This is a genomic window from Frankia sp. ACN1ag, from assembly GCF_001414035.1.
Classification (GTDB): Bacteria; Actinomycetota; Actinomycetes; order Frankiales; family Frankiaceae; genus Frankia; species Frankia torreyi.
Window position 1 is genome coordinate 1 of sequence record NZ_LJPA01000024.1, and the last position, 18,733, is coordinate 18,733.

13 protein-coding genes and 6 pseudogenes are annotated in these 18,733 nt (G+C 72.0%); 9 read left to right on the forward strand and 10 right to left on the reverse strand.

Going from position 1 to position 18,733, the window contains the following annotated elements:
- The coding region (locus tag UK82_RS20420; RefSeq protein WP_236706209.1) for a transposase at positions 1-375 on the forward strand (375 nt) is incomplete at both ends.
- 56 nt (positions 376-431) lie between these two features.
- On the opposite strand, the gene UK82_RS20425 is transcribed toward UK82_RS20420, so the two are convergent.
- The 7 genes and pseudogenes from UK82_RS20425 to UK82_RS20450 form a co-directional block, all read right to left on the reverse strand.
- Positions 432-1,298 (reverse strand): SDR family NAD(P)-dependent oxidoreductase, encoded by an 867-nt coding sequence (locus UK82_RS20425; protein WP_044884930.1) that lies wholly within the window; start codon positions 1,296-1,298, stop codon positions 432-434.
- Between the two features lie 48 nt (positions 1,299-1,346).
- Complete coding sequence (locus UK82_RS20430) at positions 1,347-2,147, reverse strand: enoyl-CoA hydratase/isomerase family protein (protein WP_044884931.1); 801 nt, start codon at positions 2,145-2,147, stop codon at positions 1,347-1,349.
- Positions 2,148-2,242: 95 nt separating this feature from the next.
- Positions 2,243-3,281 (reverse strand): ABC transporter substrate-binding protein (locus UK82_RS20435; protein ID WP_236706210.1); only part of this gene is annotated, 1,039 nt, incomplete at its 5' end.
- Between the two features lies 1 nt (position 3,282).
- Positions 3,283-3,376, reverse strand: a pseudogene (locus tag UK82_RS41600) (hypothetical protein); the annotation flags it as partial.
- A gap of 100 nt (positions 3,377-3,476) precedes the next feature.
- Complete coding sequence (locus tag UK82_RS20440) at positions 3,477-4,763, reverse strand: acyl-CoA dehydrogenase family protein (protein ID WP_055408786.1); 1,287 nt, start codon at positions 4,761-4,763, stop codon at positions 3,477-3,479.
- Positions 4,764-4,783: 20 nt separating this feature from the next.
- The gene (locus UK82_RS20445) at positions 4,784-5,953 is read right to left on the reverse strand and encodes an acyl-CoA dehydrogenase family protein (protein ID WP_044884934.1); all 1,170 of its coding nucleotides are present in this window, start codon (positions 5,951-5,953) and stop codon (positions 4,784-4,786) included.
- Between the two features lie 184 nt (positions 5,954-6,137).
- The gene (locus UK82_RS20450; protein WP_236706211.1) at positions 6,138-7,352 is read right to left on the reverse strand and encodes an ABC transporter substrate-binding protein; all 1,215 of its coding nucleotides are present in this window, start codon (positions 7,350-7,352) and stop codon (positions 6,138-6,140) included.
- Positions 7,353-7,779: 427 nt separating this feature from the next.
- Here UK82_RS20450 and UK82_RS20455 point away from each other — a divergent pair, with 427 nt between their 5' ends.
- Positions 7,780-8,952 (forward strand): amidohydrolase family protein, encoded by a 1,173-nt coding sequence (locus UK82_RS20455; RefSeq protein ID WP_044884936.1) that lies wholly within the window; start codon positions 7,780-7,782, stop codon positions 8,950-8,952.
- A gap of 116 nt (positions 8,953-9,068) precedes the next feature.
- Here UK82_RS20455 and UK82_RS20460 read toward each other — a convergent pair whose 3' ends face one another.
- Positions 9,069-9,842 (reverse strand): acetoacetate decarboxylase family protein, encoded by a 774-nt coding sequence (locus tag UK82_RS20460; RefSeq protein WP_044884937.1) that lies wholly within the window; start codon positions 9,840-9,842, stop codon positions 9,069-9,071.
- Between the two features lie 130 nt (positions 9,843-9,972).
- Complete coding sequence (locus tag UK82_RS20465) at positions 9,973-11,184, reverse strand: CaiB/BaiF CoA-transferase family protein (protein ID WP_044884938.1); 1,212 nt, start codon at positions 11,182-11,184, stop codon at positions 9,973-9,975.
- A 654-nt stretch (positions 11,185-11,838) separates the two neighbouring features.
- Between UK82_RS20465 and UK82_RS39010 the strand changes: the two are divergent.
- The 4 genes and pseudogenes from UK82_RS39010 to UK82_RS20475 all read left to right on the forward strand — a co-directional run.
- Positions 11,839-13,107 (forward strand): annotated as a pseudogene (locus tag UK82_RS39010) (ABC transporter); the annotation flags it as partial.
- A 1-nt stretch (position 13,108) separates the two neighbouring features.
- Positions 13,109-13,652 (forward strand): annotated as a pseudogene (locus UK82_RS39015) (branched-chain amino acid ABC transporter permease); the annotation flags it as partial.
- A 1-nt stretch (position 13,653) separates the two neighbouring features.
- Positions 13,654-14,586 (forward strand): annotated as a pseudogene (locus UK82_RS39020) (ABC transporter ATP-binding protein); the annotation flags it as partial.
- Positions 14,583-15,386: an ABC transporter ATP-binding protein gene (locus tag UK82_RS20475; RefSeq protein ID WP_044884940.1), complete on the forward strand. Its 804-nt coding sequence runs from the start codon at positions 14,583-14,585 to the stop codon at positions 15,384-15,386. The pseudogene UK82_RS39020 and the gene UK82_RS20475, both read left to right, overlap by 4 nt.
- Before the next feature lie 60 nt (positions 15,387-15,446).
- Here the strand turns inward: UK82_RS20475 and UK82_RS20480 are convergent, their stop codons facing one another.
- Positions 15,447-16,151 (reverse strand): FadR/GntR family transcriptional regulator, encoded by a 705-nt coding sequence (locus UK82_RS20480; RefSeq protein WP_236706212.1) that lies wholly within the window; start codon positions 16,149-16,151, stop codon positions 15,447-15,449.
- Between the two features lie 821 nt (positions 16,152-16,972).
- Between UK82_RS20480 and UK82_RS20485 the strand changes: the two genes are divergently transcribed.
- The 3 genes and pseudogenes from UK82_RS20485 to UK82_RS20490 form a co-directional block, all read left to right on the forward strand.
- Complete coding sequence (locus UK82_RS20485; RefSeq protein WP_236706213.1) at positions 16,973-17,803, forward strand: hypothetical protein; 831 nt, start codon at positions 16,973-16,975, stop codon at positions 17,801-17,803.
- Positions 17,804-17,811: 8 nt separating this feature from the next.
- Positions 17,812-17,956 (forward strand): annotated as a pseudogene (locus UK82_RS39025) (LLM class F420-dependent oxidoreductase); the annotation flags it as partial.
- Between the two features lies 1 nt (position 17,957).
- Positions 17,958-18,714, forward strand: a pseudogene (locus tag UK82_RS20490) (TIGR03619 family F420-dependent LLM class oxidoreductase); the annotation flags it as partial.
- Between the last annotated feature and the right edge of the window lie 19 nt (positions 18,715-18,733).

Genomic DNA, 18,733 nt, shown 5'->3' on the forward strand with positions numbered 1-18,733 from the left:
GGCCTACGCATCCACGACGGCGCCGAGGTCACCTACTGCGCCCCGGCGCGCAACAGCGACGGCTGGATCGAGCTGCTGACCCAGCTGGCCCGAGCAAATCCCCGCGGCCCGATCCGGGTCGTCACCGACAACCTGACCACCCACACCAGCTGGAAAGTCCGCCAATGGCTGGCCCACCACCCGCGCATCCAGCAGGTGTACATCCCGAAGAAGGCCTGCTGGCTCAACCTGCAGGAAGGCTGGTGGCGACTCCTACGCCGGGCCGCGTTCGCCGGCCAGACCTTCGCCGACCCCGACGAGATCACCCACGCCGTCAACCTGGCCACCACCCAACTCAACACCCACGCCAAGCCCTGGATCTGGGGACGCCCCGCCNCACCGACCCGCACACTCCGCCGCCGCTTTGTGTACCTCCTTTGAGGAACGTTGCACTAGAAGTCGGAGCCGCCGTCGACGTTGAGCAGGGCACCGGTGATGTAGCCGGCGCGTGCGCTGCACAGGAAGACGATCGCGGCGGCGATCTCCTCGGGGCGGCCGGGGCGGCCGAGGTCGGGTACCAGGCCGCGGCCGGCGCCGCCCATGTCCCGGGAGATCGCGAGGAAGGCCTCCTCGGTGGTCGGTGCCTCCGTTGTGCTCGGCGCCCCCACCGAGGCGGCCAGGGCGTCGGGCGCGACCCACCGGCCCGGCCCGAACTGCTCGATCTTCTCCCGGACGCCCTCGGTCAGGATCGCCCCGGGGCAGACGGTGTTCACCCGGATGCCGTCGGACCCGAGGGCGCGGGCGAGGTTCTTCGACACGCTCGCCAGCGCCGCCTTCGCCGCCGTGTAGGCGACCATCGTCGGGTACTGCTTGCGGATCGACATGGCGGCCAGGTTGACGATCGCGCCGCCGCCGCGGGCCCGCATCAGCGGGATCGCCGCCCGGCAGGTCCGCACCCCGGCCATCAGCCCAATCTCCAGATGCGCCCGGAACAGCTCGTCGGAGGTCTCCGCCAGGGGCAGGTAGTCGTACTCGTCGCTGCCCAGGGTGTTGACCAGGATGTCGCAGCCGCCGAAGACGCCGCGCACCCGGTCGAACAGCTCCTCGGTGCCGGCCGCGGTCGCGAGATCAGCCGGCACCGCCAGCGCGCGCACGCCGAGCGCCTCGATCTGCCCGGCGACGCTCGCCAGCGCCTCGGCCCCGCGGGCGACGACGACCACGTCCGCGCCCTCGCGGGCGAACTCCACCGCCGTCCACCGGCCCATCCCCTTCGATGCGCCGGTGACGACCGCCACCTTCCCGCGTAAACCGAGATCCATCTCCTCGTTCCCCTCGATCAGGTTCGGTGGGCGATCGGGTGCGGCGGGCTACTCGCGCGGGGCGGCGGCCCGCTGCTGGAAGGCACGCACCTTGGCCAGGTGCTCCTGGGAGGTCAGCAGCAGGGTGTTGGCGACCCGGTCGAAGTCGCGGGCGGTCGTGCGATCGACGCTGGCGGCCGCGTCGATGGCGAGCTTGGCCAGGCCGAGGGCCTGCGGGGACAGCGCGACCAGCGAGCGGGCGAACTCCCGCACGCCCGCCGCGAACTGCTCGTCCGCGAACACGTCGTGGACGAGGCCGATCGTCAGCGCCCGCTCGGCGTCGACCGGGCGGGCGGCCATCGCCATCCACCGCGCCCAGTGCGGGCCGACGAGCCGGGTCAGCCGGCTGATGCCACCGGAGCCGGGCAGCACCCCCAGGTTGGGCACCTCCGGCAGGGCGAAGGTGGTCCGCGGCGCGGCGAAGCGGAAGTCGCACGACACGGCGAGTTCGAGGCCGAAGCCGCGGCAGGGTCCCTGCGCGGCGAGGATCACCGGCTTCTCGATCGCCTCGATCTCGTCCATGAGCAGGTGCAGCGCCCGGTAGGTGCGCCGCACCGACCGGCCGTTGACGCTGCCGTCGGGCTCGAAGCCCATCCCGGTGTCGATCGTGGTGATGTCCATGCCGGCGGTGAAGTGCCGCCCCTCGGCGGTGATCACCAGCACCCGGACGGCGTCGTCGTCGCCGAGGTCGGCGACGGCGCCGCGCAGCGCCGCCAGCATCGGGGCGCTAACGGCGTTGAGCTTGTCGTCGCGGGTGAAGGTGATCGTCAGGACGCCGTCGTCGAGCTCGCGCCGGAAGTGCTCGCTCATCCGACCGACGCCCCGCTTCGCCGCCCGGTCACCGGGTGCGCTCCGTCACTGGGTGCGCTCCCTCACTGAGGTGCTCCGTCACTAGATGCGCTCCGTCACTGGGTGGGCGCTGTGCCGAGCCGCTCGCTGCGGGAGCGGGCGGTGTAGCGGTGGCGCAGGATGCTGCCCGGTCCGCTGGTGAGGTCGGCGACCTGGGCGGTGGGGTCCGGTTCGCGCAGGACGATGAAGTGCGGCGTCAACCAGGCGCGCCGGGCGTGTGGGCCAAAGCTGAACACGCCGCCGGGGCCGCCGGTGGCCGCGGGGACCATCTTCACCTTCTCCAGGCCCTCCTTCACGCCGTCCGGCGACAGCGGCGTGGCCTTCGACAGGCCGCGGGCGATGACGACGCCGAAGTCGTAGCACAGCACGGAGAAGAAGTTCGCCGGTCGGTAGCCGAACCGCGCCTCGAACCGGTCGAGGAAGTCCTGGCCGACGACGTTGTCCTCGTCGTACTGGTCGACGCCGACCCAGCCGGCGATGCTCTTCAGTCCGCCGGGCAGGAACGGCGCCGCCATGAATCCCGAGCTCATCACCTTCACCGGATCCCAGCCGGTGCCGTCCAGGGCGGTGTTGAGGTGGGTCGCGGTCAGCCCCCAGCCGAGGTGGGCGATCGCGTCGGCGCCCGACGCCTGCAGCCGGGCCAGCGCCGGGCTCAGGTCGGTGTCGAGCATGTTGATCGGTTCCTCGATGGCGATCTTCACCCCGTCGAAGGCGCAGGCGTCGCGGAAGAACCGGGTGTACTCCTCCCCCGGCACGCACTTGTCGTAGACGACGGCGACGGACTCGACGCCGCGCACCCCGAGGTAGTTCGACAGCAGGTACGGCTCCTCCGGTAACGAGCCGTTGTTGATGCAGAAGCACCACTCGCCGTACCAGCGGTCGGTGCCGCTCATCGACAGGGTGGGGATGTGGCCGACGTCCTCGACGTAGCCCCGGATCGCCAGCACGTTGTCCGACGCCCACGGCCCGAAGATCACCAGGACCCCCTCGGCCTCGAGCTCCTTCCAGGCGTTGAGCACGTCGAAGCTCGTCCCGCGGGGCAGGCCGTCGACGGCCCGCAACACCAGCTCGACGGGGCGGTCGATCTCGCCGTCGNCATAGGACTCGTCGAACGCCAGCCGCAGCGCGTCGAGCATGACCTGCTGCGACGCCGGCGGCATCAGGAAGTCCTGCAGGACTCCCACCTTCATCGACGACACGGTGACCCCTCTCTCGATGGTTCTGCCTGCCTGGCCCCGAGCCGGTGGCGGCCGGGGACGATCACGGACGCGACGATCACAGGTGCGGCAGTCAAAGGTGCAGGGCGCGGGCGACGCGTTCCCGGTGCCACGTCGACCCGCCGTAGCTCAGCTCGAAGGTCTTGCCCCGCCGGGAGTGCAGCTGCAGGTCGTGTTCCATGGAGAAGCCGATGGCACCGTGCACCTGGTGGGCGTGGACGAACACCCGGCGGATCGCGTCGTTGGCGAACGACTTCGCCGCCGCGACCTCGAAATCCGCCGCGTCCGGTGTGCCGGGCTCTCCGGCGCCTTCGGCCTCCCCGGCGGCGGGCTCCCCGGCGGCGGGCTCCCCGGCGGCGTCGGCCGTCCGGACGGCGTCGAGCTTCCAGGCGGCCTGGTAGCACAGGTAGCGGGCGGCCTCCACGTCGGTGAGCATGTCGACGCAGCGGTGCGCCACCGACTGGAACGCGCCGATCGGCTGGCCGAACTGACGGCGGCTGCGGGCGTGCTCGACGCTGAGGTCCAGGGCGCGCTGCGCCCCGCCGATCGCGTAGGCCGTGCTCGCCACGGTCATCCGGTCCAGCGCCGCGGCCAGGGCGGGGCCGGCCGCCGCCGGCGTGCCGAGCAGGTCCGCGGCGCTCACCTCGACGTCGCGCAGGACGACCTCGAACACCGGCTCGCCGCCGCCGTCGTGCTGGCGGCGCAGGGTCACCCCGGGTGCGGCCGGGTCGACGAGCACGAGGCCGCGCCCGCCGCCCGGACCGGCGCCAGCAGCGGCATCCGCGCCTGGGGTGGGCGCATCCGCCTCTGGGGTGGGCGCGTCGGCGCCTGGAACGGAGCCGGCGACCTCCACGACGACGACGAGGACGTCCGCGACGTGCGCATACGGAACGAGGATCTTCGTGGCGGTCAGCCGGTGGCCGGCGCCGTGCGGGGTCAGGGCGGCGTCCGGTGCGCCCCACTCGTCGCGGGCGCCCGGCTCCAGCACGGCCACGGTGGCGATGGCCGTGCCGGCGCCGATCGCCGGCAGCCAGCGGGCCCGCTGCGCCGCGCTGCCGGCGAGGTCGATGAGGCCGGCAGCGAACACGGCCGAGGTCAGCAGCGGGGTGGGCATCGCGGCCCAGCCGAGCTGCTCGGCGACCACCGCCAGGTCCAGCACTCCCTGCCCGGCGCCGCCGTGCTCCTCGGGCAGCAGCAGACCGGTCAGGCCAAGGCCGGCCAGCGTCTTCCAGTGGCCGTCGCCGTAGCCGCGCTCCGACTTCTCGATCTCGCGGACGACCTCCGGCGGGCACTCGCGCTCGACCAGGTCCCGTACCGTGTCCGCGAGCAGGCGCTGCTCGGCGGTCAACGTCAGATCCATACCGCCACCTCCTTCTGCGACTAGCGCGACCGCGGCAGACCGAGGGCGGTCTGGGCGACGATGTTCTTCTGGATCTCCAGGGTTCCGGCGCCGATCGTCGCCGGGATGTTGTGCACCCACTGCTGCTTGACCAGCCCGTGCAGCGGGGCGTGCTGTTCGGCGGGGGAACCGAGCCGCCCGCTCGCGCCGAGGATCTCCAGGCCCACGTGCCCGACGGCCTGCTCGAGCAGCGTGGCGTGGATGCGGGCGGTCGAGGCCTCGGCGGCCGGGTTGGCCCCGGCGGCGACCAGCGAGATCGCCCGGTAGGCGAGCAGCTTTGCCGCCTCGCAGCGCACCCGCAGGTCCGCGAGCTTCTGGCGGACGTCGGGTTCGGCGGCGCGGCCGGTCTCGCGGACGTGGTCGCACAGCCGCTCGACGACGCGCTGGGCGCGGGCGTAGCGGGGGATGCCGATGCGTTCGAGCGTCAGCCCCGAGCCGATCACCCCCCAGCCCTCGTCGAGCGGGCCGAGCAGGCAGTCGCGCGGCACTCGGACCTCGTCGTAGAAGACCTCGTTGATCTCGTGCCAGCCGCCCATGCTCTCGATGGGGCGCACCGTGATCCCCGGCGAGGTCATGTCGACGAGCAGGACCGACATCCCCCGGCGCCGGCCGGCGTCCGGATTCGTGCGCACGAGCAGCAGGTTCCAGTCCGCCGGCGAGTCGGCGTAGCTGGACCAGATCTTCTGCCCGGTGACGACGAAGTGGTCGCCATGGTCGACGGCGCGGGTGCGCAGCGCGGCGAGGTCGGAGCCGGCGTCCGGCTCGGAGAACCCCTGGGTCCAGATGACCTCCCCGCGGGCCATCGGCGGCAGGAAGCGGGCCTTCTGCTCCGCGGTGCCGAACTTCATGATCAGCGGGCCGATGTAGTTGAGGTTCATGTACTGCGGTCCGCGTGGCTCGCCGCTGGCGGTCATCAGCTCGCGCAGCAGCGTCTGCTTCCAGAGCCCGGCCTCCTGGCCGCCGTACTCCTGCGGCCAGCTCACCGTGAGCAGGCCCGCGCGGCCGAGGTCGCGGCAGAACTCCCGGGTGAAGGCCAGCGCCTCGCGGTCCTCGGCGAAGAAGCCCTGCCAGTCCGCGGGCAGCTTCTCGTCGAGCAGCTCGGCGAACCGCCGGCCGAACGCGCGATCGTCCTCGGTGAACGCGAAATCCATGTCCCTCGATCCCTCCAGTCCCTCGATCGCCCCGCCGTCCCCCGGCCGCCCCGCAGTCTGTTGCTGGACCCTCGGTTCCCCGGTCGCCCCGCGTTCCCTCGGCCACCTGCCGCGCCGGTCGGGGCTCATCGTCACACCCCGACCGGCCTCGGCGTCTTGCGCTCGACGCGGGTCAGCCGGCCCGCTACGGCAGGACGCTGGAGACGTCGAGCGGCTGCTCCGACGTCGGCTTGCCCTTCTCGTCGAGGGTCTGCACGAGCCCGCCGGTGGAGCAGACCGCGGGGGTGATGGAGACCTGCTTGCCGTCGCACTGGAACGTCGCGGTGCCACCGAGGGGCAGTTTGGTCTTCGGCATCGTCGCGAGCGCCTTCTCGACCCCGGCGGAGGTGACCGGCGCGGTCAGCCCGGCCATCGCCCGGCTGAAGCCGAGCGTGACCACCCAGCCGCCGGCGGTGAGGCTCTTGGCGGTCGGGTCGGTGTCGGGCTGGTACTTCTTCATCGCCGCCAGGTACAGCTTGTACTCCGGGTCGGCGACGTTCGTCGTCTGACCGCTGACGACCTTCATCCCGTCGTAGCCGCCGGGGATGCCGGCGGCCGCCCCCGGACTGACGCACTGCGACTGCAGGACGATGCTGCCCGAGTAGCCCAGCGTCTTGAGCGCCTTGAGCACGCCGGTGCAGAACGTCGGGTCGCCGACGAGGTTCACCTGCTCCGGCTTGCCGGCGAGCACGGTCTGCACCTGCGGCGTCGCGTCCGCGGTGCCCGGCGGGATCGGCTGGATCGTCAGGCCGACGTTCGCCTTGGCGTAGAAGATCTTGTCCAGCGAGTTCACCGGGCCGGTCGCGCCCGGTACGTCGAGCACGAAGATCGCAGCCTTCTTCGCCCCGGCGTCCTTCGCGACCTGGGCGGGCCCGGCCAGCGCCGCGGTCAGCGGGCTGACCAGGATGTAGGCGCCGGACTTGGCGCCCAGCGTGGACTCGTCACCGTTGATGTCGAGCACCAGCGGGACCTTGGCCGCGCTGAGCACCTTGAAGACCGGGGTGACGTTGCCGGAGTTGTTCATCAGCACGACCGGGACCTTGGCGGCGGTCATCTGGTTGGCGCAGTCGGTGGCGCCCGCGGGCGTCTGCTTGGTGTTGCAGACCGTCAGCGACAGCCGGTGGCCGGCGACCCCGCCCTGGTAGTCGTTGACGTAGGAGGTCGCGGCCTGCGCCGCGGCCACCTCGGTCGAGTTGTCCAGCGTCGTGCCCGAGCCGTCGGTGATGAAGCCGATTTTTAACTCGTCGCCGGTGGCGGGCTTCGACGGCCCCAACGACTGCGCGGCGGCCGAGTCGGTCGAGCCCGGGCTGGACCCGCCGCTCGAACCGCCGCTCGAGCCGCACGCTGCCGCGCTGACCATCAGTGCCGCCGACATCCCGAGCGCACAAACGCCCCGCTGTCGCCATCGAGTGCGCGGTCGCATCCGAACGTCCTCCCCACCTGTGCGTGCTGCGCGGATGGTCCCGCGCACCGGGCAGCACACAGGTCCGGCGCGCCAGCGGAATATAGCTTAAGGATACGACTGAGGTAAATCAGCAAGAGGGAGATGGGCGCGCCGGCCCCGCCTGCCGTCGAACTCGACCCCCACCGGCGCAGGCCGCAACGATCCGGTCACAAGGCGATACTTGATCGTGGGGCGGCGACCCAGTCACGGGGCGCGGCGGAGGAGCGCGGCGGCTGCGGGGCGTCCNCACCAAACCCGCAGGTCAGCGGCCCGACGCCGGAAATCTGACACCGAGTGCACGAACTGATGTAACGTCGGTTACAGCCGTATAGGAGGAGAAGCCATGCCGCTGCGGGACAGTCACCAGATCGTGTCCGTCGACGACCACCTCGTGGAACACCCCCGGGTCTGGCTTGATCGACTCCCCTCGAAGTTCGACGGTCGCACACCGCGGATCGAGGAACAGGGCGGCAAGCACGTCTGGGTCTACGACGGCGTCGTGTTCCCCACGATCGGCCTCAACGCCGTCGCCGGGCGCGAGCCGCGGGACTGGGGGGTGGACCCCATGCGCTTCGAGGAGATGATCCCCGGCTGCTACGACCCGGTGGCGCGGCTGAAGGACATGGACGTCGACGGCGTCCACGCCGCCCTGTGCTTCCCGTCGTTCCCCGGCTTCGCCGGCGGGGTGTTCCACCGGGCGCAGGACAAGGAGCTGGCGCTCGCCTGCATTCAGGCCTGGAACGACTTCATGGTCGACGAGTGGTGCGCCGCCGCGCCCGACCGCTACATCCCCCTCGCGCTGCTGCCGGTGTGGGACGTCGCGGCCTGCGTCGCCGAGGTCGAGCGGACGGCGGCCAAGGGCGCGCGCACGGTGTCCTTCCCGGACAGCCCCGTCCCGCTGGGCCTGCCCTCCTTCCACAGCAACCACTGGGAACCGCTGTGGGACGTCTGCGAGGCGACCGACGTCTCGGTCTCGCTGCACTTCGGGTCCGGTTCCTTCGTGCCCGGGTTCTCCTTCGCGGCGGCCAAGCCCGTCCCCGGCGGGTTGACCGCGCCGGACGCGCCGTTCGCCGTCGCGATCGCCTCGTTCGCCACCAACCTGATGTGGACCACCATCGACCTGCTGTTCTCCGGTGTCCTGCAGCGCCACCCCAAGCTGCAGTTCGCGCTGTCCGAGGGCGGCATCGGCTGGCTGCCCTACATCCTGGAGCGCACCGACCAGACCTGGGAGAAGCACCGCTGGTACCAGAAGGACATCGACTTCGACACCCGGCCGTCCGACCTGTTCCGCAAGCACTTCTGGGGCTGCTTCATCGAGGACAAGAGCGGCCTGCGCAACCGGCACGAGATCGGCATCGACCGGATCATGCTCGAGATCGACTACCCGCACTCCGACTCGACCTGGCCCAACAGCCGTAAGATCGCCGCCGACCTCATGAAGGACATCCCCGACGACGAGGTCGCGAAGATCGTCGAGGACAACGCGCGCACCCTGTACCGCTTCCCGCGTTCCTGACGGCCCGCACGCCGACGGCCCCCGTCTCCCCTCCTGGAAGACCCGGAGTGGGAGACGGGGGCCGCGGTGCGTCGAGGGCGGCCAGCCGGCCGCTCTGGTCAGGCCAGCCGCTCTGGTCAGGCCAGCCGCTCGGTCCGGTTGCGGAACAGCTTCGCGGAGCCGACGCCGACGAAGGCCGGGCGCGGTTCCACCTGTGGGACCGCGGCCAGCGCCCGCAGCACCACCGCGGAGTAGGGGGCCTGGTCGTCGGTGGGCGTGGCGAACTCGACCCGCCCCACCCCGCTCCAGCCCTGCTCGAACGACGTCGAGCCGTGGATGAGCGTCGGGTAGTCGGCGTCCGGGGCATCGCGGCCGGGGATCGACTTCCAGCCGAAGATCTCCGAGTCCACCGACGCCCGGTTGACCCGGGCGAGCCGGTCGGCCGGCAGCGGGCGCAGCTCGCCGATCTCGCCGCGCAGCAGCAGCGAGCCGTACTCGCGGCAGTCCCACGCGGCCGTGTCACCGTCGCGGGTGAGGCCGGAGACGTCGCCATAGATCTTCGGGTTGCCGTGCAGCTCCCGCCCCGCGATGATCGGCATCGTGTTGTTCTCCCAGATGACCACCGGGCACGACCGGGTCAGTGGGCCGCCGGCGGTCTCCAGCACCGCCGTCACCGCCACGTTGACGAGGTTGTAGCCCCGCCCCCGCATGTAGTCGACGTTGTCGAGCTGCTGGTAGGTGACGCTGAGCACCGGGCGTTCGGCCGGCTCGAAGCAGGGCGGCAGGAGGTGGGCGGCCGCCGCCGGCGTGGTGACGAAGGAGACCACCACCGTCGACTGCCGTTCGACCTCGGTCACGGGGGGCAGGATCGTCGGCCCGAACCGGAGCCGGTCACCGATCTGCGTGGGCACGCTGTTCTCCTAACTCCGGGAATCCAGACTGCCGGGGAATCCGGACTGCCGGTGAGTCTCCGGACTGCCGGTGAGTCTCCGGACTGCCGGTGAGTCTCCGGACTGCCGGTGAGTCTCCGGACTGCCGCGGTCAGAGGATGGCCGACTTCTCCTTCAGGGTGATGATCTGCTCCCAGTCGAGGCCGAGTTCGAGCAGGATCTCCTCGGTGTGCTCGCCGTGTTCTGGCGCGGGGCTCAGCGCCGGCACCCGGTCGTCGTACTGCACCGGGGTCGAGGCCAGGGCGTAGCTGATCCCGGCGGCGTTGGTCACCTCGGTGACGTAGCCGTTGGCCTGTACCTGCGGGTCGTCGTGCAGCTCCAGCGGGGACTTCACCACCGACCAGACGCCCTCGATCTTGCTGAACCGCTCCTCCCAGTGGGCCAGCGGGTGGGCCGCGAACGCCTCCCGGATCGTCGCGATGCACTCCCGGCGGTTGTCGAAGCGGGACTTCGCGTCGACGTAGCGGGGGTCGGCGAGCAGGTCCGGGCGCTCGAGCGCCGTGCAGAACTCCGGCCAGTGCCGGTCGGCCTGCAACAGGGAGAACCACAGGAAGCGGTCGTCGCCGGTCCGGTAGACGTTCGTCAGCGGGTTCGGCATCTCAGAGATGTCGAAGCGCTGCATCGTCGGCTGGCCCAGGATCTTGGAGCCGACGACATCGAGGGACATGCCCCACATGGCCGAGGCGAGCAGGGAGACGTCGACGGTGCTGGCGGTGCCGGTGCGCTCGCGGTGGAACAGCGCGCCGACCACCCCGGCGGCCAGGTTGAACCCGGAGGTGTAGTCGCCGAACGCGGGGCGCATGAACGGCGGGTAGGAGTCCGGCGACGCCAGCGCGTAGGCGATCCCGCCGCGGGCCCAGTAGGAGGCGACGTCGTAGCCGCCCAGGTTGGCGTCGGGGCCGTGCGCGCCCTGCCCGTGGCCGCGGGCGTAGATGATGTCCGGGTTGACCTCCCTGATCTTCTCGACCCCGACGCCGAGGCGCTCACAGGAGTCCGGCAGCAGGTTGGTGAGAAAGACGTCGGCGCCCTCCACCAGCTTGTAGAGCAGGTCGAGCCCGTCCGGGGTCGCGACGTTGAGCCCGATGCTGCGCTTGCCGCGGTTGCACTGCTCGATGAGATGGTTGACCCCGTCGAGGCCGGCGAGCATCCCGGAGGCGATCAGGCCGCGCTGCGGGTCGCCCGTCTCGGGATGCTCGATCTTGATCACGTCGGCACCCCAGTCCGCGAGCACGGCGCCGGCGGCGGGTACGAAGGTCCACGCCGCCAGCTCGACGACCTGGATGCCTTCCATGATGCCTGTCATGTCTCCTCTTCCCCGGCTCGCGACGCGCCCCGGCGTCCGTCGCCGTGGCCAGGCCGCTTCGCCGCGGCTCGTCGCCCGCGCCGGGACGGGAGCCGGCGGTCGCGCCGCTGCGCCGGCCGCGCTACAGCCCCGGTGGCCCCGGTTTCCGTTGGATAATTAGCCTAATTAGTTCGCCGACCGAAGACAAGCGCGCACCCACCCGACCCCGCGGGCCGAGCGCTCACCCCGACCCTTACCCCGCGCACCGACCCTTGCCCGCCGGAGCATCGCGAGCACGGACAGTCGCCACTCCCGGGCAAGCTCGCCTCCACCCGCAGGAACGTCATCCCGACCAGGGTCTCGATCATGAGATGACATGATCCTACGCTTCAGTTAGATGAATTGATTCCTCTTTCGATGGACGAGTGGCCGCGTCAGCGTACCCGCTGGTCAGGCGCGTGAACCTCGGTCGACCCCGCAAAGGATCTTCGTGACTCATCCCACAAGATGCGGTAAATTCCTCTAACTCAGTCATAGCTATCCGCGGGCGGCGTCGACCAGTCCCGGCTCCTGCGGTTTCCCGATCGCCCCCGCCTGCCCGCGCCGACTCCCGCAGCCCGCTGCCCGGAGCCGGTGCGCCCCGGCCGACCCGGGGTGCGCGTCGAAAGGACGGACATGGTTCAGCATCTGGTCTTCCTGTGCCTGGGCATCGGGAACGGCTCGGTGTTCGCCGCCCTCGCCCTCGCGCTGGTGGTGACCTACCGCAGCTCGGGGGTCGTCAACTTCGCGACCAGCGGGCTCGCCCTCTACGCGGCCTACACCTACGCCCTGCTGCGCCAGGGCAAGTTCATGATCCTCATCCCCGGGCTGCCGAAGACCGTCGACCTGGGTTCGCAGCTCGGGCTGGCCGCGGCGATGGCCCTCTCCCTGGCGATCACCGGCGTGCTCGGGCTCCTGCTGTACCTAGTCGTGTTCCGGCCGCTGCGGACCGCCCCACCGGTCGCGCGGGCCGTCGCGTCGATCGGCGTGTCGGTGGTCTTCACCGGTCTCACCGCCGCCCGGCTCGGCACGACCCCGCTGTCCGTCGAGCCGATCTACCCGTCCAGGCTCTGGACGCACGGCTCCTTCCGGGTCGCGTCCGACCGCGTCTACTTCGCGCTGACCATCCTGGCCGTGGCGCTGGCGCTGGGCGCGCTGTACCGGTTCACCCGGTTCGGCCTGGCGACACGTGCCGCGGCCGAGACCGAGAAGGGCGCCTACCTCAGCGGCCTCTCGCCCGACCGCATCGCCGCCCTGAACTGGATCATCGGCGCCCTGGTCGCCGGGCTCGCCGGCATCCTCATCGCCCCGATCGTGCCACTGGTTCCCGTGGCCTACACGCTGTTCATCGTGCCGGCGCTCGCCGCGGCCATCCTCGGCCGGTTCCAGTACCTGGTCCCGGCGGTCGTCGGCGGGCTGGCCATCGGCATGCTGCAGTCCGAGACGCAGCACCTGGAGAGCCTGCATCACTGGCTGCCCTCCTCCGGGCTACCCGAGCTGATCCCGCTCGTGCTGATCCTGATCGTGCTGGTCGCCCGCGCCCGCGCGCTGCCGGAACGCGGAGCGGTCATCCTGAGCTCGCTGGGCCGCGCCCCCCGACCGGCGCACATCCGCCTGAACCTGGTGGTCTTCGGTGCCATCGCCGTCATCGGGCTGTTCGTGCTCTCCGGGCAGTGGCTGACCGCGCTCATCACCAGCCTGGTGTTCGGGGTGATCGCGCTGTCGATGGTCGTGGTCACCGGCTACGCCGGCCAGGTCTCGCTCACCCAGCTCCCGCTCGCCGGCGCCGCCGGCTTCCTCGTCGGCCCGCTGACCGACGACTGGCACCTGCCGTTCCCGGTGGCACCGCTCGTCGCGGCCCTGTTCGCGATGGTGCTCGGCGTGGTCATCGGCCTGCCGGCGCTGNGGGTGCGGGGGCTGACGGTCGCGGTGGTGACGTTCGCGCTCGCCTACGCGCTGGAGGCGATCTGGTTCCGCAACAGCGACATCGTGCCCAGCAGCGGCGTCGACGTCCCCAGCCCGTCGCTGTTCGGCTGGGACCTGGGCATCGGCTCGGGACCGTCGTATCCCCGGGTGCGCTTCGGCCTGCTGTGCCTGGTCGTGCTCGCGCTGACCGCGCTCGCCGTGGCCCGGCTGCGCACCAGCCGGCTGGGCTCGCAGATGCTCGCCGTGCGGGCCAACGAGCGCTCGGCGGCCGCGGCCGGCATCAACGTCACCCGCATCAAGATCGTCGCGTTCGCGATCGCCTCGTTCATCGCGGGCATCGGCGGCTGTCTGGTGGGCTACCAGCAGGGCAACATCACCTTCGACCCGGTCAGCGCGTTCTCCGGGCTGGCCCTGTTCACCACCGTGTACATCGCGGGCATCACGTCGGTGTCCGGCGGCGTGCTGGCGGGCTTCCTCGCCGTCGAGGGGCTGTCCTACCTGATCATCGACAAGATCCTCTCCACNGGCCTGTGGTACGACGTGCTCAGCGGCGTCGGTGTCGTCCTCACCGTGGTCGGAAATCCGGAGGGCATCGTCGGGCCGATGCACTCCTACGCCGACCGCCACCGGCGGCGCGGTCTCGGCGAGCCGGCGCTGGGCGCGCAGGCCGCCCCGGTGCCCGCGCAGACGCGCCCGGCCCCGGTGCGTCCGGCCCCGGTGCTCGGGCCCGACGTGCTGACCGTGCGCGGGCTGACCGTCCGTTACGGCGGCGTGGTCGCCGTCGACGATGTCTCGTTCGCCGCGCCCGAGGGGGCGATCGTCGGGCTGATCGGCCCGAACGGCGCCGGCAAGACCACACTGATGGACGCGATCAGCGGCTTCGTCTCCTGCTCCGGCTCGGTGGAGCTCGCCGGCACGCCCGTCGAGCGCCTGGCCCCCCACGAGCGCGTCCGCGCCGGCCTCGGGCGCACCTTCCAGGCCATCGAGCTGTACGAGGACCTCTCCGTCGCGGAGAACGTCAGCGTCGGCACCACCGCCCTACGCGGGCGGGGCGGCGGCGCGCACCGCGACGTCGAGGACACCCTGGCGCTGCTGGGGCTCGCGGGAGTGCGCGACCGGCCCGCCGGCGAGCTGTCCCAGGGCCAGCGCCAGCTCATCTCCATCGCGCGGGCCCTGGCCGGCAACCCGCGGGTCCTGCTGCTCGACGAGCCCGCCGGCGGCCTGGACACGACCGAGAGCCAGTGGCTCGGCGAACGGCTGCGCGACATCCGCGACAGCGGCGTCACCATCCTGCTCATCGACCACGACATGAGCCTGGTCCTCGGCCTGTGCGACCGCATCGAGGTGATCAACTTCGGTTCGGTCATCGCGTCGGGATCACCTGCCGAGATCCGCTCCGACCGCCGCGTCGCGGCGGCCTACCTGGGCAGCACCCACGCGGAGGACGTGCCGGCATGACGACGACCCTGGATTCCCTCGGCCCCGACCCGGCCGGGCCCGACCCGGACGCGGCCGGCGGAACCGCGGTGCTGCGCACCCGCGGCCTAGTCTGCGGCCACGGCCGGGTGCCGGTGGTCCGCGGCCTCGACCTCGACCTCGACCGGGGCTCGGTGCTCGCCGTCCTCGGTCCCAACGGGGCCGGCAAGACGACGCTGATGACGACCCTCGCCGGTCTGCTGCCGCGCCTGGGCGGGGAGGTGTTCGTCGACGGGCAGCCGCTGCCGAACGCCCGCCCGGCCGCGACCAGCCGGGCGGGGATGGTGCTGGTCTCCGACGACCGGGCGCTGTTCACCGGGCTGTCGGTCCGGGAGAACCTCACGATCGCCCGCCGCCGGGGCGGCCCGACCGTCGGCGAGGCGCTGGAGGTGTTCCCGGCCCTGAAGCGGCGCCTGTCGGTCAACGCCGGCGCCCTGTCCGGCGGGGAGCAGCAGATGCTCGCCGTGGCCCGCGCCCTGGTGCAGAACCCGCGGATCCTGCTCGTCGACGAGATGAGCATGGGCCTGGCCCCGGTGATCGTCGAGGAGCTGCTGCCGGTCGTGCGGCGCATCGCCGACGACACCGGCGCCGTCGTCGTGCTCGTCGAGCAGCACGTGCACCTGGCGCTGGAGGTCGCCGACCGGGCGATCGTGCTGGTCCACGGTGACGTCACGCTCAGCGGGGACGCGGCCGCGCTCGCCCGGGACCCGCAGCAGCTCGAGGCCGCCTACCTCGGCACCGTGGAACCCGACCCCGGCTCCCCGGCCCCGGGTACCGCCTGACCCTCGGCGTCGGCCCGGTCCGCCCGCCGCGGACCGGGCCCACCGCCGAGGGGGCGCGGCTCAGCTCATCATCTCCACGACGGTGGTGGCCAGCGGGCCTTCCAGGTAGTGGCGGGTGGCCTCGTCGAGGTGCCGCTGCCACAGCCGGTGGACGAGGTCCGGCCGCCCCCTCTTGATCAGGTCGACCAGGCGCACGTGGCTGCGGTGCACCTCCACGGTCTCCTTGCGGGTCTGCCCCTGGTCCACGTTCAGCGCGTAGCGCCGGCGGGCGGTGCCGACGATGTGGTACATCATGTCGAGCATCACGGCGAGGGTCTGGTTGTCGGCGAGCTCCGCCATCAGCCGGTGGAACTCCTCGTCGTGCACGATGAACGCCGACGGCTCGTCCAGGTGCGCCTCGGCCCTGGCGAGGCACTCCTCGAGCCGGGCGATGTTCTCCGGCGTCGCCGAGGCCGCGACCAGCCGCGCCAGCGGGGCCTCCACCTCCGCCCGGGCCCGGTAGACGTCCGCCATCGTGGTCCCGCGGTACTCCAGCACGTAGCCGACGTAGCGGGCGGCGACGTCGCCGTTGGGGATCTGCACCCGGGCCCCGCCGTGCACGCCGCGCCGCACGGTGATCAGCGATTCCGACTCCAGGATGCGAAACGCCTCGCGCAGCGTCGGACGGCTGACGTGGAACTGTTCCATGAGGGCCGACTCCGAGGGCAGGAGGTGGTCCTCGAGGAGCTCGCCGGTGATGATCTGGCGGCGAATCGTCGCAGCCACGAGCTCAGCCGCCTTGGGTACGCGTATACCGGCGGTCGTCACAGCCGTCATCCCTCGTCTCTGCGGCTCCCCCGGCGCCTGCCCACGAGCGGGGCGCAGCCGCGGCGTCCGGGAGCCGACCTGGGCCAAAATCGTCTAGCGGAATTGTGGATTCTACATCTTTAACGTCAGCACCAACCGCAGCGGAACCCATCCGCACCGGCCCGCGTCGCCGCCCTCCGGCTCCCGGCCCCGGGGGGCCGGCCACCCCGGGGCCGGTCCGGGGACCCGAGCGGCTCGCGACACTCCCGCGCCGCCCGCCCGAGCCGCGCCGGTCGACGCGCGATTCCCCCCGGCTCATTCTAGGGCCTGCGGCCGCGCCACCCCGGAAGGTCGGCGCGATCAAATGGTTAGAAGAATCACAGAATTATACGCTCGAGCCGACTCTCCGTCATCGATGCCCGAGTCTGGCCACGCCAGACACCAGGTCCCACCAGACATCAGGTCCCACCAGACATCAGGTCCCACCAGACATCAGGTCCCACCAGACATCAGGTCCCACCCAGGCACCGGGTCCCACCCGGCCCGGCCGGGAGCCGCGCCCGACCCGCCAAGTCCCCCGGCCCGCAGGCCTCCCGTGCCGGGACAGGCCAAGCCAGGCCGCACCGAGCCAGACCGGGCGGCGCCGGGACCAGCGGGCCACACGGCGAGGCGCCGGTCCGCGCCCGGGCATCCCTCCCCCTACGGCGTCCCCGCCGCGGCATCGGTGGACAGCATCCCAGCAATAAAGTTAGATGAATGAGCTCCGTAAGCTGATGTAGGGATATTGAGCGAGCCGGCGGATGCCGGGTCAGAGGGACGATGTGAAGATCACGGGTCTCGCACTCGCGCTGCTGGACATCCCGGCGCGGTACACCCAGGAGTACAACCGCTGGTACGACCTGGATCACCTGCCCGAGCACGTGGCCAAGGCCGACGTCGTCGCCGGCCGGCGTTACGTGGCGACCCCCGCCACCCGGGCCACGCCCGGGGCGCTGGCGGGCGAGCTCACCCACGGCCACCCGCCCTACGCGACCATGTACCTGTTCGGCGGCCCGCTCGACTTCATGTCCGAGCAGGCGTTCGCCGGCTGGCGCGACACCGACCGCGCGATCACCCGGGCGGGGCGCTTCTGGAGGCACGGCCGCCCGGTCTTCACGAGCTGGTGGCGGCTGACCGCGGCGCACACCCGCCCGTCGATCGACGTCGCGGCCGACGCGGTCCCGCACCTGGCCCACCAGGGCGTCGTCGTCAGCATCGGCCGGGCCGGCCCTGGCGGCCGCCCGGCGGCACTGGACTGGTGGGAGCGCACCCAGCGCGACGACCTGTATGAGCTGCCCGGCCTGCTGGGAACCCTGCAGCTCGAACCGGTGGAGACCGGCGAGCAGGACCTGGTGCTGCACGTCCTGCTGTGCGCGCAGCCCGCGGCCGAGGTCCTCGCCGGGCTCACCGCGGTCCGCGACCGCCAGCGCCTCACCGGCCGCTTCCCCGCCCACGGTGGCGCCCACGAGACGCTCGCGCTGCTGCCCTACGAGCGGATCATCCCACTCCAGTACGACTTCGACATGGGCGAGCCCACCGAGCCCACCGAGACCAGCGAGCCCACCGAGACCACGCCCGCGGGCCGGCCCTGATGCGCTTCATGGCCGAGTACAACGTCCGCAGCGACCCGGACGCCGGGTGGCTGGACCCGGACAACGTGGCGACGTTCGCGCGGACGCTGGAGGAGGTCGGCTTCGGCGCGCTGGCGTTCACCGACCACCCGGCGCCCAGCGCGAAGTGGCTGGNGGCGGGCGGGCACGAGACGTTCGACCCGTTCGCGGCGCTCACCTTCTGCGCGGCCGTCACCCGACGGATCCGGCTGATGACGCACCTGACGGTCGTCCCGTACCGCAATCCCCTGCTGCAGGCCCGGTCGATGACCACCGTCGACGTGCTCTCCGGCGGGCGGGCGATCTTCGCACTGGGCACCGGCTACCTGCGCTCCGAGTTCGCCGCCCTCGGCGTGGACGCCGACGAGCGCAACGAGCTGTTCGACGAGGCGGTGGAGGTCATGCGCAAGGCGTGGACGCAGGACGTCGTCGAGCACGCCGGCCGGCACTTCCACGCCACCGGGCAGGCCATGCTGCCCCGGCCGGTGCAGCGTCCGCACCCCCCGCTGTGGCTCGGCGGCAACAGCGGGCTCGCGCTCGACCGGGTGGCCCGGTTCGGCCAGGGCTGGGCCGCGCTCGTCGGCTCCCCGCAGCTCGCCCGCAGCGCGCGCACGGCGTCGATCACCTCCACCGCGGAACTCGCCGCCCGCATCCGCGAGCTCGAACGCCGCCTGCACACCCACGGACGCACGCTGGCCGAGATCGACATCCTCGCCCCCACGCCGGCCGGCGTGCTCGCAAACGGGTGGTCGCCGGCGCAACGCCTCGACGAGCTGGCCCGCCTGCGCGACGTCGGGGTGACCTGGGCCGGCGTCGTGCTGCCCGGCGGCGGGTTCGCCGCGGCCATGGACAGCGTCCGGCGCTTCGGCGCCGAGGTCGTGGCCGCCCTGTGACGCCACCTGACGATCATCG